The sequence below is a fragment of the Sulfurimonas sediminis genome (genome assembly GCF_014905115.1).
In the GTDB taxonomy this organism is placed as follows: Bacteria; Campylobacterota; Campylobacteria; order Campylobacterales; family Sulfurimonadaceae; genus Sulfurimonas; species Sulfurimonas sediminis.
Map to the genome: position 1 here is coordinate 1,439,238 of NZ_CP041235.1, position 26,722 is coordinate 1,465,959.

At 38.5% G+C, this 26,722-nt stretch carries 20 protein-coding genes and 1 tRNA gene; 13 read left to right on the plus strand and 8 right to left on the minus strand.

What is annotated here, in order from left to right:
• Window positions 1-56: 56 nt before the first annotated feature.
• The 8 genes from FJR45_RS07790 to FJR45_RS07825 are packed head-to-tail and all read left to right on the plus strand — an operon-like array spanning window position 57 to window position 8,071.
• Complete coding sequence (locus tag FJR45_RS07790) at window positions 57-1,202, plus strand: succinyldiaminopimelate transaminase (RefSeq protein WP_193151922.1); 1,146 nt, start codon at window positions 57-59, stop codon at window positions 1,200-1,202.
• Window positions 1,189-1,698 carry a hypothetical protein gene (locus tag FJR45_RS07795; protein WP_193150037.1) on the plus strand — a complete coding sequence of 170 codons (510 nt, stop codon included), beginning with the start codon at window positions 1,189-1,191 and terminating at the stop codon, window positions 1,696-1,698. Before FJR45_RS07790 ends, FJR45_RS07795 begins: the two co-directional genes overlap by 14 nt.
• The gene (murC, locus tag FJR45_RS07800; RefSeq protein WP_193150038.1) at window positions 1,695-3,008 is read left to right on the plus strand and encodes a UDP-N-acetylmuramate--L-alanine ligase; all 1,314 of its coding nucleotides are present in this window, start codon (window positions 1,695-1,697) and stop codon (window positions 3,006-3,008) included. The genes FJR45_RS07795 and murC overlap by 4 nt, the downstream gene beginning before the upstream one ends.
• On the plus strand, window positions 3,008-3,337 hold the full coding sequence (locus tag FJR45_RS07805; RefSeq protein WP_193150039.1) for a hypothetical protein: 330 nt from the start codon (window positions 3,008-3,010) through the stop codon (window positions 3,335-3,337). The genes murC and FJR45_RS07805 overlap by 1 nt, the downstream gene beginning before the upstream one ends.
• Window positions 3,318-5,552 (plus strand): endonuclease MutS2, encoded by a 2,235-nt coding sequence (locus tag FJR45_RS07810; RefSeq protein WP_226966407.1) that lies wholly within the window; start codon window positions 3,318-3,320, stop codon window positions 5,550-5,552. The genes FJR45_RS07805 and FJR45_RS07810 overlap by 20 nt, the downstream gene beginning before the upstream one ends.
• Entirely contained in the window at window positions 5,552-6,766 is a 1,215-nt protein-coding gene (locus FJR45_RS07815) for a BaiN/RdsA family NAD(P)/FAD-dependent oxidoreductase (protein WP_193150040.1), read from the plus strand. Before FJR45_RS07810 ends, FJR45_RS07815 begins: the two co-directional genes overlap by 1 nt.
• Window positions 6,763-7,284, plus strand: a complete 522-nt coding sequence (locus tag FJR45_RS07820; protein WP_193150041.1) for a YtfJ family protein — start codon at window positions 6,763-6,765, stop codon at window positions 7,282-7,284. Before FJR45_RS07815 ends, FJR45_RS07820 begins: the two co-directional genes overlap by 4 nt.
• A 1-nt stretch (window position 7,285) precedes the next feature.
• Entirely contained in the window at window positions 7,286-8,071 is a 786-nt protein-coding gene (locus FJR45_RS07825) for an EI24 domain-containing protein (protein WP_193150042.1), read from the plus strand.
• Window positions 8,072-8,224: 153 nt separating this feature from the next.
• On the opposite strand, the gene FJR45_RS07830 is transcribed toward FJR45_RS07825, so the two are convergent.
• Window positions 8,225-10,306: an ATP-dependent helicase gene (locus FJR45_RS07830; RefSeq protein ID WP_193150043.1), complete on the minus strand. Its 2,082-nt coding sequence runs from the start codon at window positions 10,304-10,306 to the stop codon at window positions 8,225-8,227.
• A gap of 108 nt (window positions 10,307-10,414) precedes the next feature.
• On the opposite strand from FJR45_RS07830, the gene FJR45_RS07835 reads away from it, so the two are divergent.
• The 4 genes from FJR45_RS07835 to FJR45_RS07850 all read left to right on the plus strand — a co-directional run bounded on the left by FJR45_RS07835 (window position 10,415) and on the right by FJR45_RS07850 (window position 17,374).
• Window positions 10,415-11,236, plus strand: coding sequence for a GGDEF domain-containing protein (locus tag FJR45_RS07835; RefSeq protein WP_193150044.1), 822 nt, complete (start codon window positions 10,415-10,417; stop codon window positions 11,234-11,236).
• 66 nt (window positions 11,237-11,302) lie between these two features.
• On the plus strand, window positions 11,303-13,930 hold the full coding sequence (locus FJR45_RS07840) for a valine--tRNA ligase (RefSeq protein WP_193150045.1): 2,628 nt from the start codon (window positions 11,303-11,305) through the stop codon (window positions 13,928-13,930).
• Between the two features lies 1 nt (window position 13,931).
• Window positions 13,932-15,470 (plus strand): SulP family inorganic anion transporter, encoded by a 1,539-nt coding sequence (locus FJR45_RS07845; protein ID WP_193150046.1) that lies wholly within the window; start codon window positions 13,932-13,934, stop codon window positions 15,468-15,470.
• A gap of 92 nt (window positions 15,471-15,562) precedes the next feature.
• Window positions 15,563-17,374: a diguanylate cyclase domain-containing protein gene (locus FJR45_RS07850; RefSeq protein WP_193150047.1), complete on the plus strand. Its 1,812-nt coding sequence runs from the start codon at window positions 15,563-15,565 to the stop codon at window positions 17,372-17,374.
• Between the two features lie 3 nt (window positions 17,375-17,377).
• Here the strand turns inward: FJR45_RS07850 and FJR45_RS07855 are convergent, their stop codons facing one another.
• Together FJR45_RS07855 and flgH are read right to left on the minus strand one after the other, a co-directional pair.
• Window positions 17,378-18,793, minus strand: a complete 1,416-nt coding sequence (locus FJR45_RS07855; protein WP_226966408.1) for a hypothetical protein — start codon at window positions 18,791-18,793, stop codon at window positions 17,378-17,380.
• Complete coding sequence (flgH, locus tag FJR45_RS07860; RefSeq protein WP_193150049.1) at window positions 18,768-19,493, minus strand: flagellar basal body L-ring protein FlgH; 726 nt, start codon at window positions 19,491-19,493, stop codon at window positions 18,768-18,770. The genes FJR45_RS07855 and flgH overlap by 26 nt, the downstream gene beginning before the upstream one ends.
• 70 nt (window positions 19,494-19,563) lie before the next feature.
• On the opposite strand from flgH, the gene FJR45_RS07865 reads away from it, so the two are divergent.
• Window positions 19,564-20,007, plus strand: coding sequence for a GatB/YqeY domain-containing protein (locus FJR45_RS07865; protein ID WP_193150050.1), 444 nt, complete (start codon window positions 19,564-19,566; stop codon window positions 20,005-20,007).
• Window positions 20,008-20,010: 3 nt separating this feature from the next.
• Here FJR45_RS07865 and FJR45_RS07870 read toward each other — a convergent pair whose 3' ends face one another.
• The 5 genes from FJR45_RS07870 to FJR45_RS07890 form a co-directional block, all read right to left on the minus strand.
• Window positions 20,011-23,055, minus strand: coding sequence for a MutS-related protein (locus FJR45_RS07870; protein ID WP_193150051.1), 3,045 nt, complete (start codon window positions 23,053-23,055; stop codon window positions 20,011-20,013).
• 223 nt (window positions 23,056-23,278) lie between these two features.
• Window positions 23,279-23,368 (minus strand) — tRNA-Ser (locus FJR45_RS07875).
• Window positions 23,369-23,411: 43 nt separating this feature from the next.
• Window positions 23,412-24,095: an orotidine-5'-phosphate decarboxylase gene (gene pyrF, locus FJR45_RS07880; protein ID WP_193150052.1), complete on the minus strand. Its 684-nt coding sequence runs from the start codon at window positions 24,093-24,095 to the stop codon at window positions 23,412-23,414.
• Between the two features lie 57 nt (window positions 24,096-24,152).
• Window positions 24,153-26,117: an acetate--CoA ligase gene (acs, locus tag FJR45_RS07885; protein ID WP_193150053.1), complete on the minus strand. Its 1,965-nt coding sequence runs from the start codon at window positions 26,115-26,117 to the stop codon at window positions 24,153-24,155.
• Complete coding sequence (locus FJR45_RS07890) at window positions 26,086-26,718, minus strand: 3'-5' exonuclease (RefSeq protein ID WP_193151924.1); 633 nt, start codon at window positions 26,716-26,718, stop codon at window positions 26,086-26,088. The genes acs and FJR45_RS07890 overlap by 32 nt, the downstream gene beginning before the upstream one ends.
• Window positions 26,719-26,722 lie beyond the last annotated feature (4 nt).

Genomic DNA, 26,722 nt, shown 5'->3' on the forward strand with positions numbered 1-26,722 from the left:
TGTTTATTAGTTATTGTACAGTATAATAACTTTAATTTAATAAAGCGATGACAAATATGAATTTTGAACCCTATCCATTTGAAAAACTAACAAATTTACTTGAAAATATACAACCCGACAAAAACCACACTCCGGCTGTCCTGACAATAGGCGAACCCCAGTTTGAAACCCCTGATTTTATACAAAAAGCGCTCTGTGACAATGCTTCTCTACTCAAAAAGTATCCAAAAACAACCGGCGAGACTGTTTTGCGTGAAGCACAAAGAAATTTTATAAGCAGACGCTTCGGTGTCAGTTTGAAAGATGAGGAGATTATTCCTACATTCGGAACAAGAGAAGTACTGTTTAACTTCCCGCAGTTTTTGCTTTTTGATATTGAAAAGTCTGTTATAGCCTACACAAATCCTTTTTATCAGATATACGAAGGGGCGGCAACGGCAACACGTTCAAAAGTCATCCATCTGAATTTGGATGAAAAAAACAACTTCAAACCTGACATAAATGAGAGTGAATTGGGCAGTTGCGATTTGGTTATACTGAACTTTCCAAACAATCCTACAACTGCTACACTTGGACTTGAAGAACTGGGAGAGTGGGTAAAACTGGCACTCAAATATGATTTTGTCCTCCTAAATGATGAATGCTACAGCGAGATATATACAGACAAGCCGATTCCTTCTCTGCTTGAAGCTTCTTTACATGTAAACAATGACAGTTTTAAAAATGTTTTAGTCATTAATTCCATTTCAAAACGCTCTTGCGCACCGGGTCTGCGTTCAGGCTTTATCGCCGGCGATGCGACAATCCTGGGAGAATATATGAAGTACAGAACCTATATAGGCTGCGCCATACCTCTGCCACTGCAACACGCAGCAGCCGAAGCATGGAATGATGAAGAACATGTAGCAAAATCAAGAGCTGTTTATAAAGAAAATTTTGAAATTGCACAGAAAATATTGGGAACACAAATTCCTGATGCGACATTTTACTTATGGATAAAAGTCGGTGATGCACTTGCATTTACACAAAAGCTTTACAAAAACTATAATGTCAAAGTACTCCCGGGTGAGTTTCTCGCAAGAGAAGATGCAGAAGGTGAAAATCCCGGTAAAGGTTTTATTCGTATCGCTCTGGTTGAGAGTCCGAAAAAAACAAAAGATGCACTACTAAAAATCAAGGAATGTTTACATGAGCAAAGATAAAGAGTTAAAAGAAAAAGTTTTAAAAGCCCAACAAGAGGGTGATATAGCCTCATTATATGTGCTGGAACAACAGGCACATGATACATTTGATGAAGATGCACTTCAAGGTTTTTATGCAAATATTCTTGATCTGGCATTTGAACGTCTCACACAAACACTAGAAGAACACACAAAGATGGATATGAATGAAGTGCAGGATTTTGCGACGCTCCGTGCCTTGTATGAGTATGCAATAGAACACTACTCAGCAGGAAAGACACAGGATGCGGCTGCACTTTTTGAGGTACTGAGCGGGCTGAGTAATGATGAGAAATTTTCTGCTGCTTTAAAACTGCACTGGATGGCGGCTCAGGAAAAAATTTCTTTTGACGATTTTTTAGACAAAATTGCAGACATTGAAGCAACACAAAGAGCAGGTACTTTTTACATCAGTGAGTTTCAATCTGAGGCACAGAAGTTGCTTGACAACTTGAAATACAAAGGCAAAAAAGCATGAAAATTCATTTTATCGGAATCGGTGGTATAGGCATCTCAGGACTTGCACAATACATGCATTTCAAGGGTCATGAAGTAAGCGGCTCAGATATCAAAGAGACTGTCATTACCAAAAAACTGCGCGACCTCGGTTTACATGTAACCATACCCCACTCCAGGGATGCCATTACAAACCATGACCTGGTTGTACACTCTGCGATTATCCGTCCTGACAATCCTGAAATTATTGCAGCAAAGGAAAAAGGCATAGAAGTGCTTGCCCGCCGTGAAGCATTGCCAAAAATTCTGCAGGACAAAAAGGTATATTCTGTTGCGGGAGCACACGGAAAAAGTACCACAACAGCTATTCTTGCCGCTATTATGAGCGGTTCTGCAATCATCGGTGCGGAATCCAAAGAGTTTGGCTCAAATGTCCGTTATGATGCAACAAATGATGTCATGATTTTTGAAGCTGATGAAAGTGACGGAAGCTTTATAAATTCAAACCCGCATTGTGCCATCGTCATCAATGCAGAACCTGAGCATATGGAGTATTATGACTATAATTATGAAAGATTTTACGACTCTTACAAAACCTTCATAAACCTTGCACCACTCAAAGTTTTAAATGCCGAAGACCCGTTTTTGGCAACACTCATCAATGAAATTGAAGCCGAGTGGCTTTATCCCAGCAAAGATATTCAAAACATAGAATTTGTTCTCATAAACAATCAGCCCCATACCCGTTTTACTTTTCGTGATTTTGGCAGTTTTGATGTCTGGGGATTTGGCAAGCATATCGCCATTGATGCCTCCCTTGCCATACTTGCAGCACATAAATCTATGTCCATAGAAGATATTCGCAAAAACATCTTACATTTCAAAGGCATTAAAAAACGTTTTGATATTGTCGGGTTTGAGCATGACAGTGTCATTATAGACGATTACGGACACCATCCGACAGAGATAAAAGCCACTTTTGAATCAGTCAAAGAGTATGCTATGCTCAAAGGGTTTGACAAGATTACAGCCATCTGGCAGCCACACAAATACTCAAGAACCATTGACAACCTCGAAGAATTCATCAAATGCTTTGACGGAGCAGCCGAGCTTATCATCCTCCCCGTATGGGCAGCAGGAGAAGCACCGCGAGATATTGATTTTCAAGAAAATTTCAAACACTACAACCTGACGATGGCGGACAAAATATCCCGCAGTAACAATACTATAAAAGTGATAAAAGACAATAAAGACCTGGAAACACTCGACAAAGGTCTCATTATAGGCTTTGGTGCCGGTGATATTACCTATCAGATCAGAGGAATCGCCTAATGGCATATATTTACGGCCTAATAATAGTAGCTCTTTTATTTGCGGCACTGCACTATTTTACAGAACTGAGCAACTCTCAAAAACTTCTTATCGGAGCTGTATTGCTCTTTATCATACTCGGTGCCGTTGCCTACAACAAATACAATCAGGCACAAAGAGACAAAATGCTCAATGCAATTGTAAAATACAAACAGGGCAAAACCATTATATGTAACGGTGTCGATGTCAATGCAGACATATACTCCCTCAGTACAGGAACCTACACCTTCATAGGCAAAAAGAACACACCCCACTATGCAGAGATGATAAGTGCAGACAGTTGTGAATAAAACTGCTAAAAGTTCCCGAGTCGATACCCTCATCCAGCAGCTTGACTTAGTTGAGCATATAGAACAGTTTAAAAGTTTTTTTTCCCGTGAACACTCTTTGTATATAGAAGGTGATCAGGAACTGCATTTTCGCTATATCAAAGAGCTTGACAAGCTGGAGTTTAAAGCCCCACCTAAAGTGAGTGATTTTTTTGAAATCAAAGGGCACCTCAAAAAACACGGAGTTTTAAATTTTGAACAGATTTTTGAGATTGTCAAAATTGTGCGCTATTTTCGCTACTTTAAAAACCGTGAACTTGAGGGTCTTATCGGGGAGTGGATGGACAAATTCATCATCCCAGAGCAATTTTTGGAGATAGAAAAGTATTTTACGCATGAGGGAAAATTTGAAGAAAATCTCGATGAAAACCTTTTTCAGCTCTCCCAAAGAATAGCAGAGTATAAAAACAACATTTCAGGTGCCCTCAAGAGAATGATGTCAAGTTCCAAACTTGCAGGCTACCTTGTCGATACCCAGATTCACTTCATAAACAATGAAGAGTGTCTGCTTGTGCGCGGTGGATTTAACCATGTCCTAAAAGGTGCCATACTTGGTAGAAGTACAGGTGGATTTTTTTATGTTGCACCAGACAGCGTCCTTAAATCAAAAGAGCAGATTCGGTTTATAGAACAAGAGCGTAAAGCTATATTTTACGAATATGCAAAAGAGTTTTCAAAAAAACTCTATGAACTTCAACCTTTTATTAACTTTATAGACAAAGAGTTTACAAAATTTGATAACTATCAAGCAAGGGTACTCTTTGCAAAAAGCAAAAACCTACAACTCATTAAAAGTAAAAAAGATACAAAAATAGTACTCAACAGTTTTGTTCATCCGGCTTTGCATAATGCAAAGCCTATCAATGTTGATTTTTCTAAAAATATTTTGATGATTACTGGAGTCAATGCCGGTGGGAAAACCATGCTCTTAAAGTCCATTTTAGCGGCTGCTTTTATGGCAAAATATATTATTCCTATGAAACTTAATGAAACAAAGTCACACATAGGAAGCTTTAAAGCGATACAGGCCATTATAGATGACCCGCAAAATGTAAAAAATGACATTTCAACTTTTGCAGGCAGAATGCAGCAGTTTTCCCGTATATTTGATTATAAATCAGCACTTATCGGAGTAGATGAAATAGAACTTGGAACTGATTCTGATGAAGCAGCAGCACTTTTTAAGGTCATTCTTGATGATTTAATCAAGCGTGGGCAAAAAGTCGTTGTAACAACCCACCACAAACGACTTGCGGCATTGATGGCAGACCGTGATGATGTGGAACTTATGGCGGCAATTTATGATGAAGAGCAGCGAAAACCAACTTATGAATTTATGCAAGGTATCATAGGCAAAAGTTATGCATTTGAAACAGCCAGCAGATATGGTATTTCCAATAGCATTGTCAATGAAGCGAAAAAAGTCTATGGAGATAACTCTGAAAAACTTTCACTCTTGATTGAACGCGGTTCACAGCTTGAACGAGAACTTAAACAAAAGCATAAAAAAGTTGATGAAAAACTAGATGAAATTTATAAAAAAGAGCATGCTCTCAAAGAGCAAAAAGAGCAGCTTTTGCGTGAACTTGAAAAAGAAAAAGCAGCACTCAAACACTCTTATGATATTGCCATAAACGAAGCCAAAAATGCGGCACGTGCAGGCGATGTCAAAGAGATTCACCGTGCGATGAACAAAGCAAACAAAAAACTGCCAAAACAGACACAAAAAGAGGACAAAAGAGATATAGAGTTTAAAGTCGGGGACAAAGTAAAATACCACTCCCAAAAAGGAACTATAGTTTCTATGAAAGGCAAAAATGAAGCTACCATAGAAGTGGACGGTATGCGAGTTCGCGTCAAAACAAAACATCTCAAACGCACCCAAATCATTCAGCCAAAACCGACGACAAACCTGAGCTTACATGTAGAGAAAAAAGCAGGACTCAAATGTGACCTGCACGGTTTAAGAGCCGAAGAAGCCTGTGAAGTCTTAGACAAATTTCTCAGTGATGCCCTTATCAACGGCTGGGATGAAGTCATTGTCTATCACGGCATAGGCACAGGAAAACTTTCCTATGCTGTCAAAGAGTTTTTAAAACGCCACCCACGAGTGAAAAAATTTGAAGATGCACCCCAGCATATGGGTGGATTTGGAGCAAAGGTAGTACATCTATAATGGCAAAATCAGTTGCAATCATCGGAGGCGGTGCAAGCGGGCTTCTATGTGCCATCTTTTGTGCCAAAGCAGGTTTACATGTAACACTGTTTGAACAAAACACAAAACCGGCAAAAAAAATTCTCGTCTCAGGAAACGGACGTTGCAATATTACAAACAAGCATTTACATGTAAACGATTTTTTTTCACAAAATCCCACCTTTGTAGAATATGCTTTAAAAAATTTCGGTTTTAAGGCGTTTGAAAAATTCACAAACTCCATTGGGCTGCTCTTACATGTAACGGATGACGGTAGAGCCTATCCTCTAAGCAATGAAGCAAAAAGTGTTGCAAAGATTTTTGTAGAATATGCGCAGAGTCTCGGTGTAACTTTTCATACAGAGCATAAAATCACAGATATAAAAAAACTGACAGACAGTTATGACAGTGTTGTTGTGGCAAGCGGTTCGCGTGCTGCTTCTCATCTGGGAGGCAATGCCGATGCCGAGGAGTTTGCAAAGGCATTTGGGCACACTGTAATTCAAGCCTATCCCTCTTTGGTACAACTGCACTTAAATTCAAAAACAGCCCATAAAATGAGCGGGGCAAAACTCAATGCCGAAGTCACTTTGCTTGTCAATCACCAAAAAGAGCTTACATGTAACGGCGATGTGCTTTTTACAAACTACGGTGTTTCCGGTTTTGCCATTTTAGATATTTCCCAGCGTGCGTCTGAAGCACTTTTAGAATATGCAGCGGTAGACATTTCCATAAATCTGCTCCCTGAATTTAACACACAAAAACTCTCGACACATCTCTTACATGTAAAGAAAAACATGCCTGCATTTACACTCTTGGATATACTTGTCGGCTTAATTCCATTCAAAATAGCAAACGGCGTATTAGAAGCCTTACATGTAAAGCCTGAGAGTAAAATTTTGGACACAAAACTTTCAAAAAAAATAGCAAACCTTATGCTCAACTGGCGGTTTGAAGTGACCGATACTCATGGATTTCGTCATGCAGAAGTCAGCGGTGGCGGCATAAACACTCTTGAAATCAATGAAAAAACATTTGAATCAAAGAAACAAAAAAATCTCTACTTTATCGGGGAATGTCTCGATGTCGTCGGGAGACGCGGAGGCTATAACTTTGCTTTTGCCTGGGCAAGCGGATATTTGGCAGCACAGGATATAATTAAAAAACAAATCCCACACAAAGAGAGTAAAAGATGAAACGAACACTAGGATTTTTAGCACTGATGACTGCACTGAATTTATTTGCAATTACAGTAGGAGAAAAGCCCAAAGAAGCAACTCTTGAAAAAGAAAACGGCGGCTACGCCAAAGACGGTTCCGCCTGGAATTCCAACAGCATAAAAGAGAAAGTCTATGTTATGTTTTATGTCGATCCGGATGAAAAAGATGCCAATGAAGCCTTCTCTGAGGCACTCAAGAAAAAAGAGTACAGAAAGAGAGGAGCGTATGGCAGCATTGCCATTGTCAATCTTGCCGCAACATGGAAACCGAATTTCATTATAGAATCTCTTTTAAAAAGCAAACAAAAAGAGTTCCCTGATACGATTTATGTAAAAGACAAAAACAAAGTTCTTGTCAAAGAGTGGAATCTGGCCGATGACAGTTCTGACATTATCATATTTGACAAAAACGGCAAAGTGCTCTTTTACAAAGCAGGAAAAATGAGCAAAGAGGATATGCAAAAAGCATTTACAGTGATTGAGGAAAATTTATAAAATGAATAACGAAATCGGTATTCTCAGCCTGAGTCTCAAAGATTTATTTACAAAAAAGATGCTGATATACTCCCTGATGCCTTTTATAGTCAGTATGCTTATACTCTACATTCTTTTTTTTATTGTTGCAGGCTTGGGTGTTGACCAACTTACGACTATGGAAGTGCAAACTACACAGACTACGATAGAAAACGGCATACCTCATACGGAGAGTTTTCAAGCCACACTCGCAGGCACAGGTATCATGAAGTTTTTGATGAGCAGCGCACTGACTTCGTGGATAGCCACTTTTCTCATCTATACCATAGGCGGATTGATGACGCTCTATGCTTCCATATTTGTCGCTTTGCTTATCATTGGCTTTTTAACTCATGCAATTTTAAAAGAACTGCAGCAAAGGCACTACCAGGATGTGCAAATGATAGGCTATTCAAATGCAATCGAAGGGATATTTTTAACACTCAAGTGGATATTTATCATGATACTGCTCTTTTTTGTTTTTATTCCTCTGTATTTCATCCCCGTTATCAATATTGTGGCCTTTAACTTTCCACTCTATTACTTTTTTCATAAAATGCTGACTTATGATGTCTCTTCGGCCATCTGTACCAAAGAAGAAGCAATGAAAATCAAGTTTTTTCATGCAAATACCCTGCGGCTCAAAACACTCGGACTCTATCTGCTCTCACTCATCCCTTTTGTCATCTTTTTCGCATCGGTATTTTATGTCATCTATCTCGGACACAGTTATTTTATAGAAACCAGAAAATTACGTAATGAAAGCTAATATGAGAATAGGTTTGCTTTCCTGCCACTCCCAGCCCACCCTAAAGGATGGGTTCCGAAAAAACTGTACACTCCCCGGAATCGGTACTTCAGTGCCGACTGTTGCTGTTCTCCTGCCATTCTCAATCCGCAATAAAACATGGGTTCCGAAAAACTACTCTTGCTCTTTTTCCTCCGCCTGCATCACCATTTTTCTGTAGGCCTCATCTTTTGCAACCATGCCGGCTTCATATAAAAACTGGCTTGGTACAAAGTTCTGTTTTTTGATTTTGTCATATTTTGCATAACTCAAATAGAGTATGTCTTTTGCACGTGTGACTGCCACATAAAAAAGTCGGCGCTCTTCGTCAAGACTGCCGCCCCGCTGCATCAGTTTTCTGTTTGGAAAGCGTCCGTCCATCAAATCTATCACATAAACTTCTTTGTATTCAAGCCCTTTACTTGCATGCACACTCAGCAGATTTACCCCTTCGCCCTGTGTCAAATCGGATGAGCCTAAAATCATCGCATTTAAAAAGCGTTCATGCTCCGAATAAGGTTTTGAAAGTTCTTCCAAAAGCAGTGTTTTTCTCTGGATTCGGCTCAAAGCTTCTGTTTTTTGTTTCTCATCAACAGAGCCGTCTTTGAGCGTGGCTCTTTTTGTTGCCAAAACATCGGCTATATACATGTAAAGTGCGGAATTTGCAATTTTTTTTACCACGGTTTTTGGCTGTTTAATCCCTTTCAAATCACGAAAAAGCAGATAAAAATTATGCAAAAAAGTCGCACTCTCTTTTGTCAGTTTAGGATGTTTGAGCACCGGATTTTTCATAAATTTCGCTTCAAAGCCGAGTTTTGCATATTTCCCAACAGCACCGAGTTCCAAAAAGTCATCAAAAAGCCCAAGTTGATGGTTGAGCTTTCGTTTTTCAAAAGGGTTTTTCACCGATTCATCAGGTGCATAAAGTCCGTAAAAAATACTCCCCTGCCCCAAATATTTAAGAGCAGTATACAACTCTTTTGCCATGGCAGAACCTATGCCCCGTGCAAATTCAAACAGATGAATAAATGCCATCATATCCGACTCATTCACAAGCAGAGTGTATAAATCTAAAATTGCTTTAATCTCACGCGAATCAAAAAAGCTTGTGCCGCCTTTACGCTTGCAGGGAATGTCAAGCTCACGCAGTCCTACCTCTATGCCGTCAGCCGAAGAGTTGTTACGAAAGATGACTGCTATCTCTTCTCTTGGTGTGGATGTGTCACGAATCATCGCAGCCATGGCATGATACTGGTCAAACAGCTCATCAAATGCCAAAAGTTTTGGCGCCTGTGCATCATAAATACGGGTCACTTCCAGCTTTTTAGGGTAAATCCGTTCATTATGCTCTATCACCTTGTTTGCAAGTGAGAGAATAGGCACGGAAGATCGGTAGTTTTTTGTCAGCGTATGCACAACGGCATCGGGATATTTTGTCGTAAAAGAGCCTATAATGCCTATATCTGCGCCGTTAAAAGCATAAATACTCTGGTCGTAATCTCCCACACAAAAGAGCGAAGGCGGATTCATGGCATCTATGAGCGTTCCCTGCAGAGCATTGGTGTCTTGATACTCATCCACCAAAACCTCTTTATATCCCAGCTCGTCATTTTTGCACATTTCTCTAAAATTCAAAAGCAGATCATTAAAATTTAAAAAACCGTATTCTTTTTTCAAGGCTTCAAATTCATCCACTATATCTGCATATATCATGGCAAAAAGTTCATGCTCCGGATAGTTCTCGATAAGCCAGTCTTCAAAATTGTTTTTCAGCTCTGTATTTTGATAAAAAGAGTACAAATCATACAGATAATTTCCGCCGTAAGGCTGTACTTCTGCTTCTATATGCATAAAGGAACGCTTCTCAAAAACAGAACGAAAAAGTGTTTTGAGCTCTCGCTGCTGCTTGAGCACCACTCTTTTGTCTCTTTTTTTCAGCCATCTGTAGCTTACCGCATGAAAAGTTCCCGCATCTATTTTTTTGGCAACACCCGCACCGAAATACTCCGCAACCCGAGCCACCATCTCTGCAGCTGCTTTGTTTGTAAAAGTCAGCAGAAGAATTTCATTTGGGGCAACGCCATTGTTGAGCAAATGTCCTATTCTTCCTACAATAGTCGAAGTTTTTCCTGTTCCGGCAGAAGCAATGATGAGATTTTTGCTGTGAGGAGATGTTGCAGCGGCATATTGTTCTTCATTTAATCTCGACAACGGCATAAACAAACTCCTTGGGCAAAAATTTTAAGAGTGTGATTATACTTATTTATTGTTAAATTTATTTGTGATATGCTAAAATCATTTAAATTAAATATTCTAAGGCAAGCAATGGAAGAAAATAAAAAAATATTAGAGATTGTTTCGAATGAGGCAAAAAACTCTATCGCACAGATTCCTGTTGTTACACCTACTATTTATGCTTCAGTTTTTTCAGACTTTGCCAAGAAAAACAATCTTGAAATAGAAGATGAGGAGAGTCTTTCAAGAAAGATTCTAGAAACTGAATGTTCACGATTTACAACTTTACAAAATGAAACATCCAAAAATGTACAGACATTAAGTGAAAATACGAACAGGGCCATTCATGCTATTGAACAAAAAGATGAAAAAATTCTCAATCAGGTACTGCAAGAGACGCAATATCTGCGTCAGGAAATTGAAAAACTCAAAGAGTCTGTTTACAAAGACGAACTGACCCACGCATATAACAGAAAATGGCTTCACGATACTCATCTGGACCCACTTGGCAATGCTTTTGTGCATAACGGAACACTTGCGATTATAGATCTGAACTATTTTAAACAGGTGAACGATACATATGGCCACATTATTGGTGATAAAGTTTTAATATATCTGACAAATGAACTGAAAAAATTAAAAATCCCTGTCGTACGCTACGGTGGTGATGAGTTTATCATACTCTTTGGCGACAGTGTCTCCGAGGAAAAAGCAAGCTCTCTTTTACATAAAATCAGAGAAAATGTTCTTGGCAAAAAATTAAAAGCACACAACGATACTTTTCGTGTCAGTTTTTCATTTGGTGTAACAAAATTTAAAAAAAATGATCTCCTGCCACAGGTTATAGAAGTGGCTGATAAAAATATGTACAATGACAAGATAGAGATAAAAAAGAGAGTCACCGGCATCTAAGCAAATACTCACCTCTTTTTGGATATAATCGCGCAATTTTAATTTAGATAATTTAAGGCGCGCACTATGTCAGACAACAAATACAATCCACAAGAAACCGAAAACAAATATTATAAAATTTGGGAAGAAAGAAAATACTTCGAAACAGACGGAAACAAAGCCATCCAAGAAGAAGGAAAAAACTTCTCTATTATGATGCCACCGCCAAATGTAACAGGACGACTGCATATCGGGCATGCTCTTACCTTTACACTCCAAGACATCATTACCCGCTACAAACGCATGGATGGCTATAAAACGCTTTGGCAGCCGGGAACGGACCATGCAGGAATTGCCACACAAAATGTTGTTGAAAAACAGCTTTTGGAACAGGGGCTCACCAAAGAAGAGATAGGACGCGAAGCATTTTTGGAGCGTGTCTGGGCATGGAAAGAAGAATCTGCCGGCATAATGACAGAACAACTCCGCAAAATGGGTGTAAGTCCTGCCTGGGAGAGAGAGCGCTTTACCATGGATGAAGGTCTGCAAAAGTCAGTCAAAGAGGCTTTTGTCCATCTCTACAATGAAGGTTTGATTGTTCGCGGAAACTACATGGTAAACTGGTGTACACATGACGGAGCCCTCTCAGACATCGAAGTAGAACACGAAGAAGAAGATGGCAAGTTTTACCACATGCTCTATCATTTTGCAGATGGCAGCGGCAGTGTTGAAGTGGCGACTACACGACCTGAAACCTATTTTGGAGATACTGCCGTCATGGTACATCCTGATGATGAGCGCTACAAAGACATTATAGGAAAAGAGGTTGTTTTACCACTTCTTGAGAGAAAAATAAAAATCATCGCTGATTCGTATGTTGATATGGAATTTGGAACAGGTGTCGTAAAAGTAACGCCTGCACATGACCAAAATGACTACGAAGTCGGGAAGCGTCATGATTTGGAATTTATTACGGTTTTTGATGAAAAAGGTATTTTAAATGACTATGCCGGAGAGTTTAAGGGTATGGAACGCCTTGAAGCAAGAGAGCCTATTGTAAAAAGACTGCAAGAAGAGGGTTATATCGTTAAGATAGAAGACCATAAACACCAGGTCGGACACTGTTACCGATGTAAAAACGTTGTAGAGCCTTACATTTCAAAACAGTGGTTTGTCCGCAAAGAAGTGGCAGACAAATCCATAGAAAAAACAAATGCAGGCGAAGCACAGTTTTTTCCACCGCACTGGATAAACTCCTATAACTCCTGGATGGGTGAACTGCGTGACTGGTGTATAAGCCGTCAACTCTGGTGGGGACATCAGATTCCTGTTTTTTACTGCGGAGATTGTGACCATGAATGGGCAACAGAGAATGAGCATCCGACAGAGTGTCCAAAATGTGCTTCAAAAAACATTTCGCAAGATCCTGATGTGCTTGACACCTGGTTTAGTTCTGCTTTATGGCCTTTTTCAACTCTAGGCTGGGGAAATGGCGACACCGAGATGGACAGACTTTTTCAATCACAGGATATGAAAGATTTTTATCCGAATTCTCTGCTTATTACCGGTTTTGACATTCTTTTCTTCTGGGTTGCAAGAATGATGATGATGGGTGAGCATTTCATAGGAGAACTGCCGTTTAAGCACATCTATCTGCATGCACTTGTGCGTGACGAACACGGTCAGAAAATGAGTAAATCAAAAGGCAATGTCATTGATCCGCTTGATATGGTCAACAAATACTCTGCAGATATTTTACGTTTTACCCTGGCTGTTTCTGCGGCACAGGGACGTGATATACGCATGAGTGTTGACAAACTCGAACAAAACCGTAACTTTACAAACAAACTCTACAATGCAAGCAAATACCTGCAGATGAATGGTGATACTTTTCCTGATATGGAGAGTTTTTGTGTTGAGACCGACCTTGGGCGTTACATGATGAGCCGTCTGAATTTTGCCACAAAAGAGGTTCGTACCTATCTTGATGAGTACAAGTTTAACGATGCCGCTCTTACAATGTACCGTTTTTTATGGAATGAATTTTGTGACTGGGGAATTGAGCTGAGTAAAGCGGACAAAGCATCTATCATAGAACTTGGTGCAATTTTCAAAGAAGCCATGAAACTGTTGCATCCGTTTATGCCGTTTATCACAGAACATTTATACCATGAACTCAGCGGCACTTCTTTGGAAAATGCTGATTCTATTATGATTAAGAAATTTCCGCACAAAACAAAACAGCGTAAAGAAGAAAAAACATTTGAAATCATTATGGATGCCATTGTCTCTATTCGCCGTGCAAAAGTTTTGGTTGATTTGGCAAACCAGAAAATCCAAAAAGCCTATGTCAAAATTGACGGTCTGAGCGATAAAGAAAAAGAGATGATGCTGCCTTACATCGCTAAACTTGCAAAGGTTGAAGATGTCGAATTTACCGATACAAAAATAGAAAATGCGGTCAGTGACATCGCAGACAGCTGTGAGACATTTATTCCGACAGACTCTATTGATTTGACGCCGATTATCAACAAACTGACAAAACAGGATGAAAAACTCCAAAAAGAGATAGGCAAACTGAGCGGTATGCTGAATAACGAACGCTTTGTTGCGAATGCTCCTGCGGATGTTTTGGAAAAAAACCGTGAAGCCCTCAAAGAAGCAGAAGCCAAACGTGAAAAAGTTTTAGCACAATTAGATTCATTAAAGGCATAGTTTGTTTGACATAAGAAAATACACCTCTCCAAATATAAAAAATGACATTTTATCAGGACTTGTGGTGGCTGTTGCACTTGTTCCTGAAGCCATTGCTTTTAGCTTTATAGCAGGTGTCAGTCCTATTGTAGGACTTTATACGGCTTTTATCCTAGGTGTTATTACTGCGCTTATCGGTGGCAAACCGGGAATGATTAGTGGAGCTACCGGCAGTGTCGCTGTTGTTATCGTCGGGCTTGTTATAGAAGCAAACCTGAAATTAACGGCACAGGGGTATAGCGGAGATGAGCTCTACTTCCATATGCTCCACTATGTTTTGCTGGCAACCATCATAGCAGGACTCATTCAGGTTGCAGTAGGCGTGCTCAAATTTGGAAAGTTCATTCGTCTTGTTCCCCAACCTGCTCTGTATGGTTTTGTAAATGGTCTGGCAATCGTTATTGCCATGGCACAGTTTAAATTCTTTGACGGACAGGGTTTAAGTATGTATGTTATCGTAGCCATTACCATGTTTATCATGTACTTCTTGCCAAAATATACAAAGGCGGTTCCCTCAGGACTTGTTGCCATTGTCCTTTTAACACTTGTCGTCTATTTTACGCATTTAGACACACTCACCGTCGGAGCCCTGGCCGATTTGTCAGAATTTAAAGGCAAACTGCCGCATCTCATTATTCCTGATACGCTTTTTAGTCTGGATGCCATTATAATGGTCCTTCCTTATGCCGTCATCATGGCACTTGTCGGTCTTATAGAATCACTCTTGACGCTTGCAGTTTTAGATGAAATGAGTGGAACAAGAGGCAGTGGAAATCAGGAGTGTATCGCACTTGGAACTGGAAACATCGCCTGTGGATTTTTTGGCGGTATGGCGGGATGTGCAATGATTGGGCAGAGTATCATCAACTATACATCAGGCGGTCTTGGACGGCTCTCCTCATTTACTGCAGCTGTCGGACTTTTAATCTTGGTCATCTCTTTAACAGATGTTTTAAATGCCATTCCGGTCGGTGTTCTTGTGGGCATTATGTTTATGGTGAGTATCGGTACCTTTGAATGGTCAAGTTTTTCGCATCTCAAACACATGCCAAGAGCCGATGTTTTTGTTATGGTCGTTGTGACAATTATAACAGTTGTAGAAGATTTGGCTGTTGCAGTCATAGCCGGTGTTATCATCTCTGCACTTGTATTTGCATGGAAGCATGCACGCATCTGGGCAAAAACACATACCGAAGCAGATGGCACAAAAGTATACGAGCTTGAAGGTCCGCTCTTTTTTGCAAGTGCCACAACTTTTTCAGATAATTTTGACATTCAAAATGATCCGCCAAAAGTTGTCATTGATTTTAAAAATGCAAGAGTATTGGATTTTTCCGGTGTCGAAGCCATTGATTCTCTCGTAAAAAAATACGAAGATGCCGGAAAAAATCTTCTTTTGCGCCATCTAAGTGATGACTGTAAAAAAATCATGAAAAAAGCCGGACCGCATTGCAGTTATGAAGAAGATGATCCGACATACAAGGTTGCTATTAATTATTAAATCATGTTTCAATGTGAAACATGATTTAAACTTTTAACATTTTCCGTACATGTAATGATATCTTTTAATCTATATCAGCATATCATTGAAGCATGAATTTAAAATCTTTGCAGATAAAAATTATCCTTATTTTTTCTCTTCCTGCCCTTGCATTACTTTACTTTTCCTATTCTTTGGTAAATGAAAACTATATCAAGTATAAGAACAGTACTTCCTATGCATTCTCTGCAAAACAAACAAAAATTCTCAGTAAACTCATTCATAATTTACAGCTTGAAAGAGGACTGAGTGCAGGGTATCTTGTTTCAAAAGACGAAATAATCCGAAAAAATTTGGAAAAACAGTATATCCATACAGACAGTGCCTATCAGGATCTGATTCACTTTTCTAATGCATATCAGTATTTTAAAAAACAGTTTCATTCTATTACGGCAGTAAGAAGAAAAGTTCTTACAACACAAATCAGCTTTTGGGATGAAATGCAATACTATAACTCCCTCAATAAAGAGCTGCTTCAGGCCATTACTGCACTGATGCATGATTTAGAATCAAAATCATATAACGGCAAAGCCCTTATTGAACTTCAAAAACTTAAAGAGTATTTGGGACAGGAAAGAGCGTATGTTTATAACCAGATACTCGCTCCAAAAAAAAATGAAAAGTATATACACTATATTCATCTTCTGCAGGAAAAAGAGAAAAAACTTCAGACTGTTTTTTACATATGTGCTTCCAAAAACACGCAAAATATTTTTAAACAACTCATACAAAAAGAGACTGTACAAAAAACAGCTGCCTTAAGAACAATGTTTTTTCAGGATAAACTCTCATCCAAAGAAGATGCAAAGATATGGTTTCAGACTGCTTCACAATACATTACACAACTTTACAATGTGTCAAGCCACATTCTCAATACCATTGTAACCGAGGCCCTGCAGACACAAAAAGATATAAAACAGGTTTTCACATATACAATTATCTTATGGATTCTCTCTTTTATCTCTTTTTTTTTCTTCCTCTATTATATCAATGCCCTGATCAAAAAAGAGGACAAACTTCTTGCAAAAATACGTATTGCTTCGCATACATTCGACTCACACGAGGCTATAGTCATTACTGACAAAAACGGTGTTGTTCTTGAAGTCAATAAATCTTTTACCAGAATTACAGGATATAAAGCAGATGAGATTATAGGACAGACGACTAAAATACTCAAATCAGGCAAACACACTAAAGAATTCTATGCTGACATGTGGCATCAGCTCCTTACATCCGGACAATGGAAAGGTGATATTTACAACAAACGTAAAAACGGTGAAATAATAAACTTTATAGCACAGTTTTATGATATTTCAGATCTAAGAAATGCACAGGAAGAGGCTCAATATCAGGCAAACCATGATTTTCTTACAGGACTGATGAACAGAAAAGCCTTATTGCAAAGACTGCATGAAGAGAATGCAAAAGCCATCAGACATAACTTCATTCATGCCTTTTTATTTATTGATCTGGACAATTTCAAGCAGGTGAATGATACCTATGGTCATCATGTCGGAGATGAATTACTCATTCAGGTCTCACACAGACTGCGAAGTGTTTTAAGAGAAGAAGATATCCTTGCCAGAATAAGCGGCGATGAATTCACCATCATCTTAGTCAATATAGCAGACAGCAAAGAAGCAGCCAAAGAGTATGCACAAAAAAAATGTCAAGCTATCATCAAAGCTCTTTCTGCGACATTTGTCATTGAAGGCAATGAAATTCATATTGGAGCAAGTATCGGTATCAAGATATTTCCGGATGAAAAGCATAATATAGAAGACATAATGAATGATGCGGACAAAGCTATGTATGTTGCAAAGAAAAACGGAAAAAACAGTTGTGCTCTTTATGATGAGGCATAAAACCTACTTTACATACACAAAACTCTCAGGCATGACAGATCTGTATTTTGGTATGGTTTCTCCCAAAGAAGCATTTATGTATGTCGGGTCTGCCACAACATATCTTTGACCTGATACCTCTACACTCTCCCCTGCCATAGGTACATGTAAAGCAGTACTCATATGGTCTTTATACTTAACACCCACAATACCAATACCAAATAAGTCTTTAACCAAACGGGTATACAATACAGCTCTGTCCTCGCAATCTGATTTTTCATAATAAAGCGTTTCCTCTGCAAACATAACTTTTTCTCTACCAAACTGTTCCTGGTCACGCTCATATATAAAAGCTTTTTGTACAAAATGCAGTACAAAATCCAAAGCTTCACTTGCTTTTTTGTTCTCAGTATATTTCTTGATATCACTTGCTATGTCTTTATATGTCTCATATTCCAAAGGTGCATTGAAAAAAACTTTATATTCCACCTGAGGATATGTTTTCATAAAATCAATAAGATTTTGGTTATACCGATAAGAAAAAGTGTAAACTTTTCCATGTTCTTTGAAAGAAACAGTTTTTGTTTGGATTTTTTTTGCAAGGAGAGGAAGTGTTTTTAACGTAAAATCAAGCGCTTTTGTTGCATTCGGATAATCATTTTTGTAAGTATATACTTTTGCAATATTTTCTTTGTTATATTTAGAAATGACATAAAATTTTCTATTATCCAGGGTATAGTTTGGTGTAGAGTAGATCTTGCCTTTGACACTGTGAAGCAGAACTATATGTTTGTCTGCACCCAAAGCTACGCGAACCCTGTAGCCAAGCTTATTCAACAAGAACCAGCTCAATAGTTTTTCATTATCCTGTGCAGGAAAAAGAGTATAGGAGAGTCTGTTTATTAAAAGATAGACTCCCCAGTCATTAAGATGCATCTCTTTACATGTATTCTCAATCTCATACAAAAGGCCATCATAATCGCTTGTCGCTACAACACTGAAAAAATTCTCAATCCCCTTTTGTGTTCTGGGGTAAAAGTTGGCGTTTTTTATTTTTTTATCAACATCAAACCCCAAACTTGTTCCAAAAAATTCAAAAACTGTATTGTCAGCTTTTATTTTTTTTTCCTGAGGAGCGGATTTTTTCTCAGCAAAAGGTTTTATCTTTATCACTAAATTCGGACCGACACCTCGAACTTTTTTTTGATGCAACGCCGGCAAACTCTTTGGTTTTTTCTTTTTGTATAAGGGTGTTGAGATATACGCACTGTATTCTTCCCACTGCTGCTGAAGATATTTGTTGAATTCACTGTCTTTTTTATCTTTGAAGCTGTTAAAAGATCCCGTCTGCACCTTTTTAAACTCTGCAAAACTCCCTGCATATACAGAACTTAAAAAAAGCGCTGTAACAAGACTAAAACGGCCAAATTGATTGAACAATTTTCGTCCCCCATCCCTGTTTTGTAGCACGATCCATATCTCCCTCGGTTTTATACAATATTTTTGCATCACTGATTTGTGTAGAGTTGATTCGGTTATATTGATCGATATCATATGGACGGATCACACCACTTAACTGAATTATCTGCTTCTGGTCATCTATCAAAATCTCTCTTTTTCCGGAAATATAATAATTTCCGTTTTTTAAAATTTTTACAATTCTTGCCGAAATGGTTGTTGTAAAACTTGCATCCTTTGTTGCACTTCCCGATCCCTTATAGTTACTGTTTGATGTAGAGTTAAAACCTACATTCGTAAATCCGTTCAAGTCTGCTACTTTGGAGTTTACAGCAGCATTGAGACCTGTGCTTGAAAACAATCCCCCTCCAAGTGTACTTGTATCAGCCTCTTGCAACTGCTTTGTACCGGTATTTGAACTTTGTGCAGTTTCTGAAATAACTACAGTTACAATATCACTGACATGCATAGCTTTGTGATCTGAAAAAAGAGGATTTTCTCCCTGTCCAAATATACTGCCGGTAGATGCAAAGTCTTGTTGATCTTCTTTTGCAGGCATCTGCTCAACATATGCAGGCGGTTCAAAGTTTATTTCGGGGTCGGTAAGGTTGGCCGTACATCCATTAAAAAACATCATTATCGAAGGTACTAGTACAAAAGTAGCTAATTTCATTTTTTTCATCAAGAAAATCCCTTAATTTTGCTATAATACTAGCAATTTTAGTTCCATAATATAAACAAGGAAAAAAACAATGTCATTAAAAGAAACAATAAACCAAGACGTCAAAAATGCAATGAAAGCAAAAGATACAAAAAAAAGAGATGCGCTTCGTCTGCTGACAAGTGCTTTTAAACAGATAGAAGTCGATGAGCGAAAAGAGCTTAGTGATGAAGATGTCATAAAAATTATTCAGACACAGGTAAAACGCAGAAATGATGCTGCAAGCCAATACAAAGAAGCAGGTCGGGAAGATTTAATGCAGATAGAACTTGATGAAATAGCCTACTATGAAGTCTATCTGCCAAAACAGCTCAGTGATGAAGAACTGCAAAATGAAGTAAAAACCATCATAGAAAAGACAGGTGCTTCGAGCATGAAAGATATGGGAAAAGTTATGGGTATGGCGAGTAAAGAACTAGCCGGTCGTGCTGATGGTAAACGCATCAGTGATGCAGTCAAAAAAGCCTTGTCTTAAGGCTTACCAATCATCCAGGACGAAGCCTTTTGGTTCGTCTTCTTCTTTCTTTTTCACTTCTGTATTTTTATTTATTTCAGGTTCTTGCACTTTTTTGACTTCAGCTTTACGCATCTGCTCTTCAAACTGCAATTCAAGCCCTTTACTCGTCATGATAAAACCGTTTACATGTAACTTGCCGTCGTGAATCTGTTGGTGATGATCTTTACACAAAGGCACGAGATTATGCTTGTTGTCTTTGTGAAAATGCCCTATAAATCCGGCACCGTCAGCCAATGACTTTTGCGAGATATGATGCACATCTTCTGCCACCGCACCACAGATAACACATTTGGTCACATAAAGCTCTTTGTTATACTTGGATTTTTTCTTCTTCACAAGCAGTTCAAGCTCATCATAATCATTGGCAAGACGTTTTCTGATGGCATTGGCATTTTCCAAAAATTCATTGTCCATATGGAGTGATTTTGCAAACTCCAGTCCATAGATACTGCTGCCACTTCCAGCTTGAAGCACACGGTTAAATATCAGCTTGTCATTTTCTTCATCATACTCCACACTCAGGTGCAAGTCTACAACATTGTCAAGCGAGGTAATTTCATCCATCGTTGAGAGTTGATGCAGGTGCGTTGCAAACAAAAACAGACATCGGGTATGTGAGAGCTTTTGTATGGCTGCGGCGACAATGGCAACGCCTGAGAGCGTTTCTGTACCATGGCTTATCTCATCACCCAGAACAAGTGACTTTACGGTTGAACGGTTGAAAATATTTTTGAGTTCGAGCATCTCCACTGCAAAAGTAGAGAGCCCTTTTGCCAAATTGTCACGTGATACGATACGTGTAAAAAGAGAGTCAAAAATGCTGAATTTCATCACCGCAGCACTCACAAAAAAACCTGACTGCGCCATCAATACCGCAATACCTATACTCTTCATCAAAGAAGATTTTCCGCTTGAATTTATACCGTATAAAAGGACTCCGTTGATGTCATGTCCGTCATGCACAGCCACATCAAGCATCACCGTTTTTGGATGCGGCAGATCCATATAGTCACGTTCTCCCATCACAATATCATTGGGAACATACAGCCCGCCCCGTTCCTGTACTTCTATCAGAGGGTGACGCAGCTGCATAATTTGCATAAAGTTTTCATCCTCTTTAGTATCGACTATCATCGGTCTTGAATGTTTGTACTCCTGTGCCACTTTTGAAGAACTTACACCTACATCCAAATCTGCCACATAGCTGATAACTCTGTCAAAAAGAAGAGAATAGCGTCGCTCAAACAGTGCCTGGAGCTGTATATAACGCTCTTTTACCAGCACAACAATTTTACGGCGGTTTTTCATAATATTGTCAGAGAGTTTATCGGTAAAAGCCGAAGTGATTTTGACATTGTTAGTCAGTTTTTTTACATTGAAATCTGCAAACTCTTCGCGTTTTTTAAATTCACTCTCAATGAGAGAAAACCTGTTTTTGCTCAAAGAGATGTAGTAGCCCTCTTTTTCTAAAAGTCCCAGGCTTACAAGTTTTGTCGAACTGTTGGCATTGACGCTGCTCAGCAGTGCCTCAATTTTGTGTATTATATCTTCAAAAGCAACCATCATAACGGCATTTTCTTTTACCAGCGTATCTATGGCTTCATCGACACCGCTCATCAAAAAGTTTTCATCTACCGTTGCATTGGTAAAACGCCGTGATATGTCCAAATCTATCGTTTTTGTTATATCACGAAGAAACTCTTCCACTTCGCTTTCATGAAAAGGTGTTTTTTGGATTTTATGTTTTTTGACATAGAGCATCAACTCTTTGACACTTACCATAGAGTCATACATGTGATTCATCTCAAACGGATGCAGTCTGCCGAGGCTTAAACGGCGTGCAAGCCTCTGTATATCATATACTCCCCGCATCATCTCATCCAAATATCTTACATGGGAAGAGACCCGTTCTATCAAATTGTACCGACGTTCGAGTTCATTCTCTTCCATTATAGGGTTGAGCAATCTCTCTTTTAAGAGTCTTTTTCCGATAGCCGTCGCACTTTTGTCAAGCATTTTTAAAAGTGTGAACTCTTTTCTGTCTTTTGAAATAATGCCCATCTGCTCCAGTGCATTGTTACCCAGATACATAAAACGACGATTGTCTATAATCCGCGGCATCGCCATCTTTTGTACGATGTGATAATCATGTTCTATCACAAAATCAATAAGAATCGCCAAAGCTTCCGTAATCATTGGCGAGCGTTCCAAATCCAAATGCTCTATGGGTGAAAGCAAAGATTGAATCTGATACACCTCTTTAAAAAGCTCGTTTTGATACTCTATTTTTGCCCGTTTGTTGTTTACAGAATAATGATAATGTTCAGGAATTTCCAAATACTGCATCACATGACGCTGATCATCAATTCCATCTAAAAAAGTCACAACTATTTCACTGGTTCGATAAACATTCAAAAGGTTAAAAATTTCATCAAGTGCATACGACGGGTCTTCACTCGTTCCATGTGTCTCATACAACCAGGTTTTTCCCGTGGTTACATCTATGGCAGCGTAACCAACCGTATAAATATCACGAAATTTGTCAATCAAAATAGAAACAATGTAGTTATCGTCATTATCAACAATGTGTTCAAAGTTGGTACCAGGGGAAACTATCTGGGAGATATACCGGCTGATTTTAGGAGGATTGCCTTTTTGTTTAACGACTATAACCGTATACTTTTGTTCTTGAATCAAACGGTTTAAATAGCGTTCAAAAGAGACCGCAGGCACACCCGCAAGCAGAGGATTTTTTTCAGAATTTTCTATTATTTTTTTATTTTTTTTTGTAAGTTGTATGTTTAGAAGCTCGGCAATCTCTTTTGCTTTTCCAATCTGTTCTTCATCATTATTGACTTCATACACTTCAAAAAAAGTGCCGATTTCCATAAAAACAACAGTATCTTTACCATATTTTTGTTCAAAAAACCGTTGCAAATCAAAATATACCTGCGTTAAAAGTTTCTCTTTATTGTTTAATATTTTATCAACTTCTGATGATTGCATGGAACTCTTTTTTAATGTTTTAGTATAGTGTGATTATAGCGTAAGTATAGAAAAAAATAAATGTCATATTTTGATATGGTCAGATACTTATATCTCCAACATACACTTGATTGGAGTTGCTATTGATAATTAGTTACACTGTTATCAAACGAACTGCTAGAATTTATACTAAGGAAAGTTAAATAAAATTTATAAATAATGGGTGGCCTAAAATAGGGGCTTCTGGTGGACGAGGAGAGATTCGAACTCTCGGTACCGTTGCCAGTACGCATCCTTAGCAGGGATGTGGTTTCAGCCACTCACCCACTCGTCCTTTTGAAGAGTGAGATTATAGTCATTATTTCATAATATTTAGCTTAAATCTGTGCCAATATTTTTTCTACGACGGCAGCAGGCTCTTTTGCCTGATAAATCGGACGACCAACTACTATAAAATCAACAAGTGCTTCTTTGGCATAGACAACATCGGCAACTCTTTTTTGATCTCCCGCATCTTCACCAAAAGGACGAATTCCCGGAGTAAGGGTCATAAACTCTTTACATGTAAGCTCTTTGATAGCCTTACTCTCATACGCCGAACAGACAACGCCATCAAGCCCACTCTCCATGGCATCTTTTGCAAACTGATTTGCTTTTGTTGCTATGTCCGCTTCATATACAGCAAAAAATTCATCTTCACTAAATGATGTCAAAGCCGTTACCGCCAAAACTATGGGGCGTTCTTTATATTTTTCAAGTCTTTGCATCACAGTACTCATGGCACGCTTTCCTGCACTTGCATGAACATTAAACATATCAACACCCAGTCCCATAATAGACTCAGCAGCATCTGCCATGGTATTTGGAATATCATAAAGTTTCAAGTCTAGAAATATTTTAAAATCGGGGTTGATTTCTTTAATAGCCTGCAAAAATGCTTCACCGTCACGAATATAGGTACGCAGTCCGACTTTGAGCCAGACATCATACTCTTTTATTTTTTCAATTAAAGCGAGATTTTCTTCTTTTGTAGGTAAATCGAGGGCAACACATAATTCCATAAACAACTCTTTATAGTAAATTTATGGAATTATAGCATCAAAACATAAAGCCTTGTATTATTTAGACTTTACCATTGTTTCAATTTTTTCAACAATACCTGGATCTTCAAGAGTTGAAATATCCTGAGTAATTGGCTCACCTTTGGCAATAGCGCGTAAAATACGACGCATAATTTTTCCGCTCCTTGTTTTTGGAAGTCCCGGTGCAAAAACCATATCATCACAGATAGCGATATTTCCTATCTCTTTTTTAATGATATTGTTAATAATTTTTGCCTCCTCAACCTCATCAGCCACGCCTTTGTCATCTTTTAAAACGATGTAGGCAAAAATACCCTCTCCTTTGAGTTCATGCGGTTTTCCAACAACAGCAACCTCAGCAACATTTGAATGTTTTTTAATAGCTGCTTCTATTTCAGCTGTACCCATTCTATGTCCACTAACATTGATAACATCATCTGTGCGTCCAGTAATCGTAATATAACCGTCTTCATCATAAACAGCACCATCACCTGTAAAATAGACAGGCTTGCCATCTTTTTGCACATCACCAAAATAAGATTTGACAAATCGCTCTTCATCACCCCAGACACCACGAATCATTGACGGCCAAGGTTTTGTTATACACATATATCCTGTTTCGCCTACTTCTACTCTCTCTCCTGTCGCAGGATCAAGAATCTCACCCATAATTCCAGGCAATGGAAATGTTGCACAGCCTGGCTTGATTGGTGTTGCTCCAGGAAGAGGAGAAACTATATGTCCACCTGTTTCTGTCTGCCAATAGGTATCTACAATAGCACACTTAGATCCACCCACCTCTTCATAATACCATTTCCATGCAGGAGGGTCAATAGGTTCTCCAACAGTTCCAAGTACCTTCAAGCTACTCAAATCATACTTAGCCGGTTCATGTTCTCCCATTTTATGCAATACACGAATTGCAGTAGGAGCAGTATAGAATTGATTAATTTTATACTCTTCTACCATTTTCCACGGACGACCAGCATCAGGATAAGTCGGTACCCCTTCAAACATTACAGTTGTAGCACCCATTGCAAGCGGACCGTAAACTATATAAGTATGTCCTGTAATCCAACCTATATCTGCAGTACACCAGAAAGTATCGTTTTCTTTAACATCAAACACCCATTCCATTGTCATCTGTGCCCACAGTATATATCCTGCAGAATTATGTTGTACACCTTTTGGTTTTCCTGTACTTCCGGAAGTGTAAAGTAGAAACAGTGGATCTTCACTATCCATAATTTCTGCTTTACATGTAACCTCTTGCATCTTAATAAGTTCATTATAAGAGTAGTCACGCCCTTCAACCCATCGTATATCTTCATTGTTTCTCTCAACAACGAGTACTTTTTCTACCGGCCCACCCTCAGCAAGTGCAGCATCTACTACCGGTTTTAACATATATGGCTTATCTTTTCTGTAAGCGCCATCAGCAGTGATCACAACTTTTGCATCCGCATCTTCAATTCTGTCTTTGAGTGCTTCTGCAGAAAACCCACCAAATACTATAGAGTGAATGGCACCGATTCTGGCACAGGCAAGCATCGCATAGGCAGCTTCGGGAATCATCGGCATATAGATGACAACTCTATCCCCTTTTTTGACACCAAATTCATTTTTTAATAAATTGGCAAAACGGTTTACATTGTAATAAAGTTCCAAATAGGTAATGATTTGCTTGTCTCCACGGTCACCTTCAAAAATAATCGCAGCTTTATTCTTGCGTTTGTCTAAATGACGGTCTATACATTGTTCTGAAACATTTAACTTTCCACCTTCAAACCATTTGACAAAAGGGTAATTCGATTCATCCATCACTTTTGTAAACGGCTCTTTCCAGCTCAGTTTTTCTTTGGCAAATCTACCCCAAAATCCTTCATAATCTTCAATTGCTTCATCTTGCAACTCATGATATTCACACATATTTTTGATTCTTGCAGTTTTTGCAAACTCTTTATTTGGTTTAAAAATCGGTTTTTTTTCTATTTTTGACATCTATTTTCTCCTGTGTTAGTTTTAAATATATCATTGCTGTCATAATGGCATCATTTACAGCATTATGCACACCCATTTGAGGAATATTACATTTTTTCAAGATTGTATCAAAACGCAAATCAATATTAGCTTGTGGTATCATTGCAATTGTTTTATCAAAATATATTTCAGAAACTTCAACCATTTTATTTGGCAAAGTGATTCCAAGTACCGGCTTTATATATTTATTTATCATTGCAACATCAAACTCAAGATAGTACCCCACCAAAGTGGCACCTTTGATATAATTCAAAAACTCTTTAATTCCTTCCAAAGGTTCTTTTGCATTCTCCAAGTCACATGGACGAATTCCATGTATTGTTATACTTTTTGCATCAATTGCTCCAAAGTTTTTCAAATAAACTTCAAAAGTATGTGATGTCAGTATTTTATTGTCTTTAATCTTAACTGCACCTATAGAGAGTATTTCATCTTCTTTTGGGTTGAGTCCCGTGGTTTCGGTGTCGAAAACTACAATTTCATCATTTTGTTCAAAAAGAGTAGAAAAAGATTTATCTTTGAGTTTTGATAAATTTCTCTTTTTTTTCATCTGTTCAAACATAGAG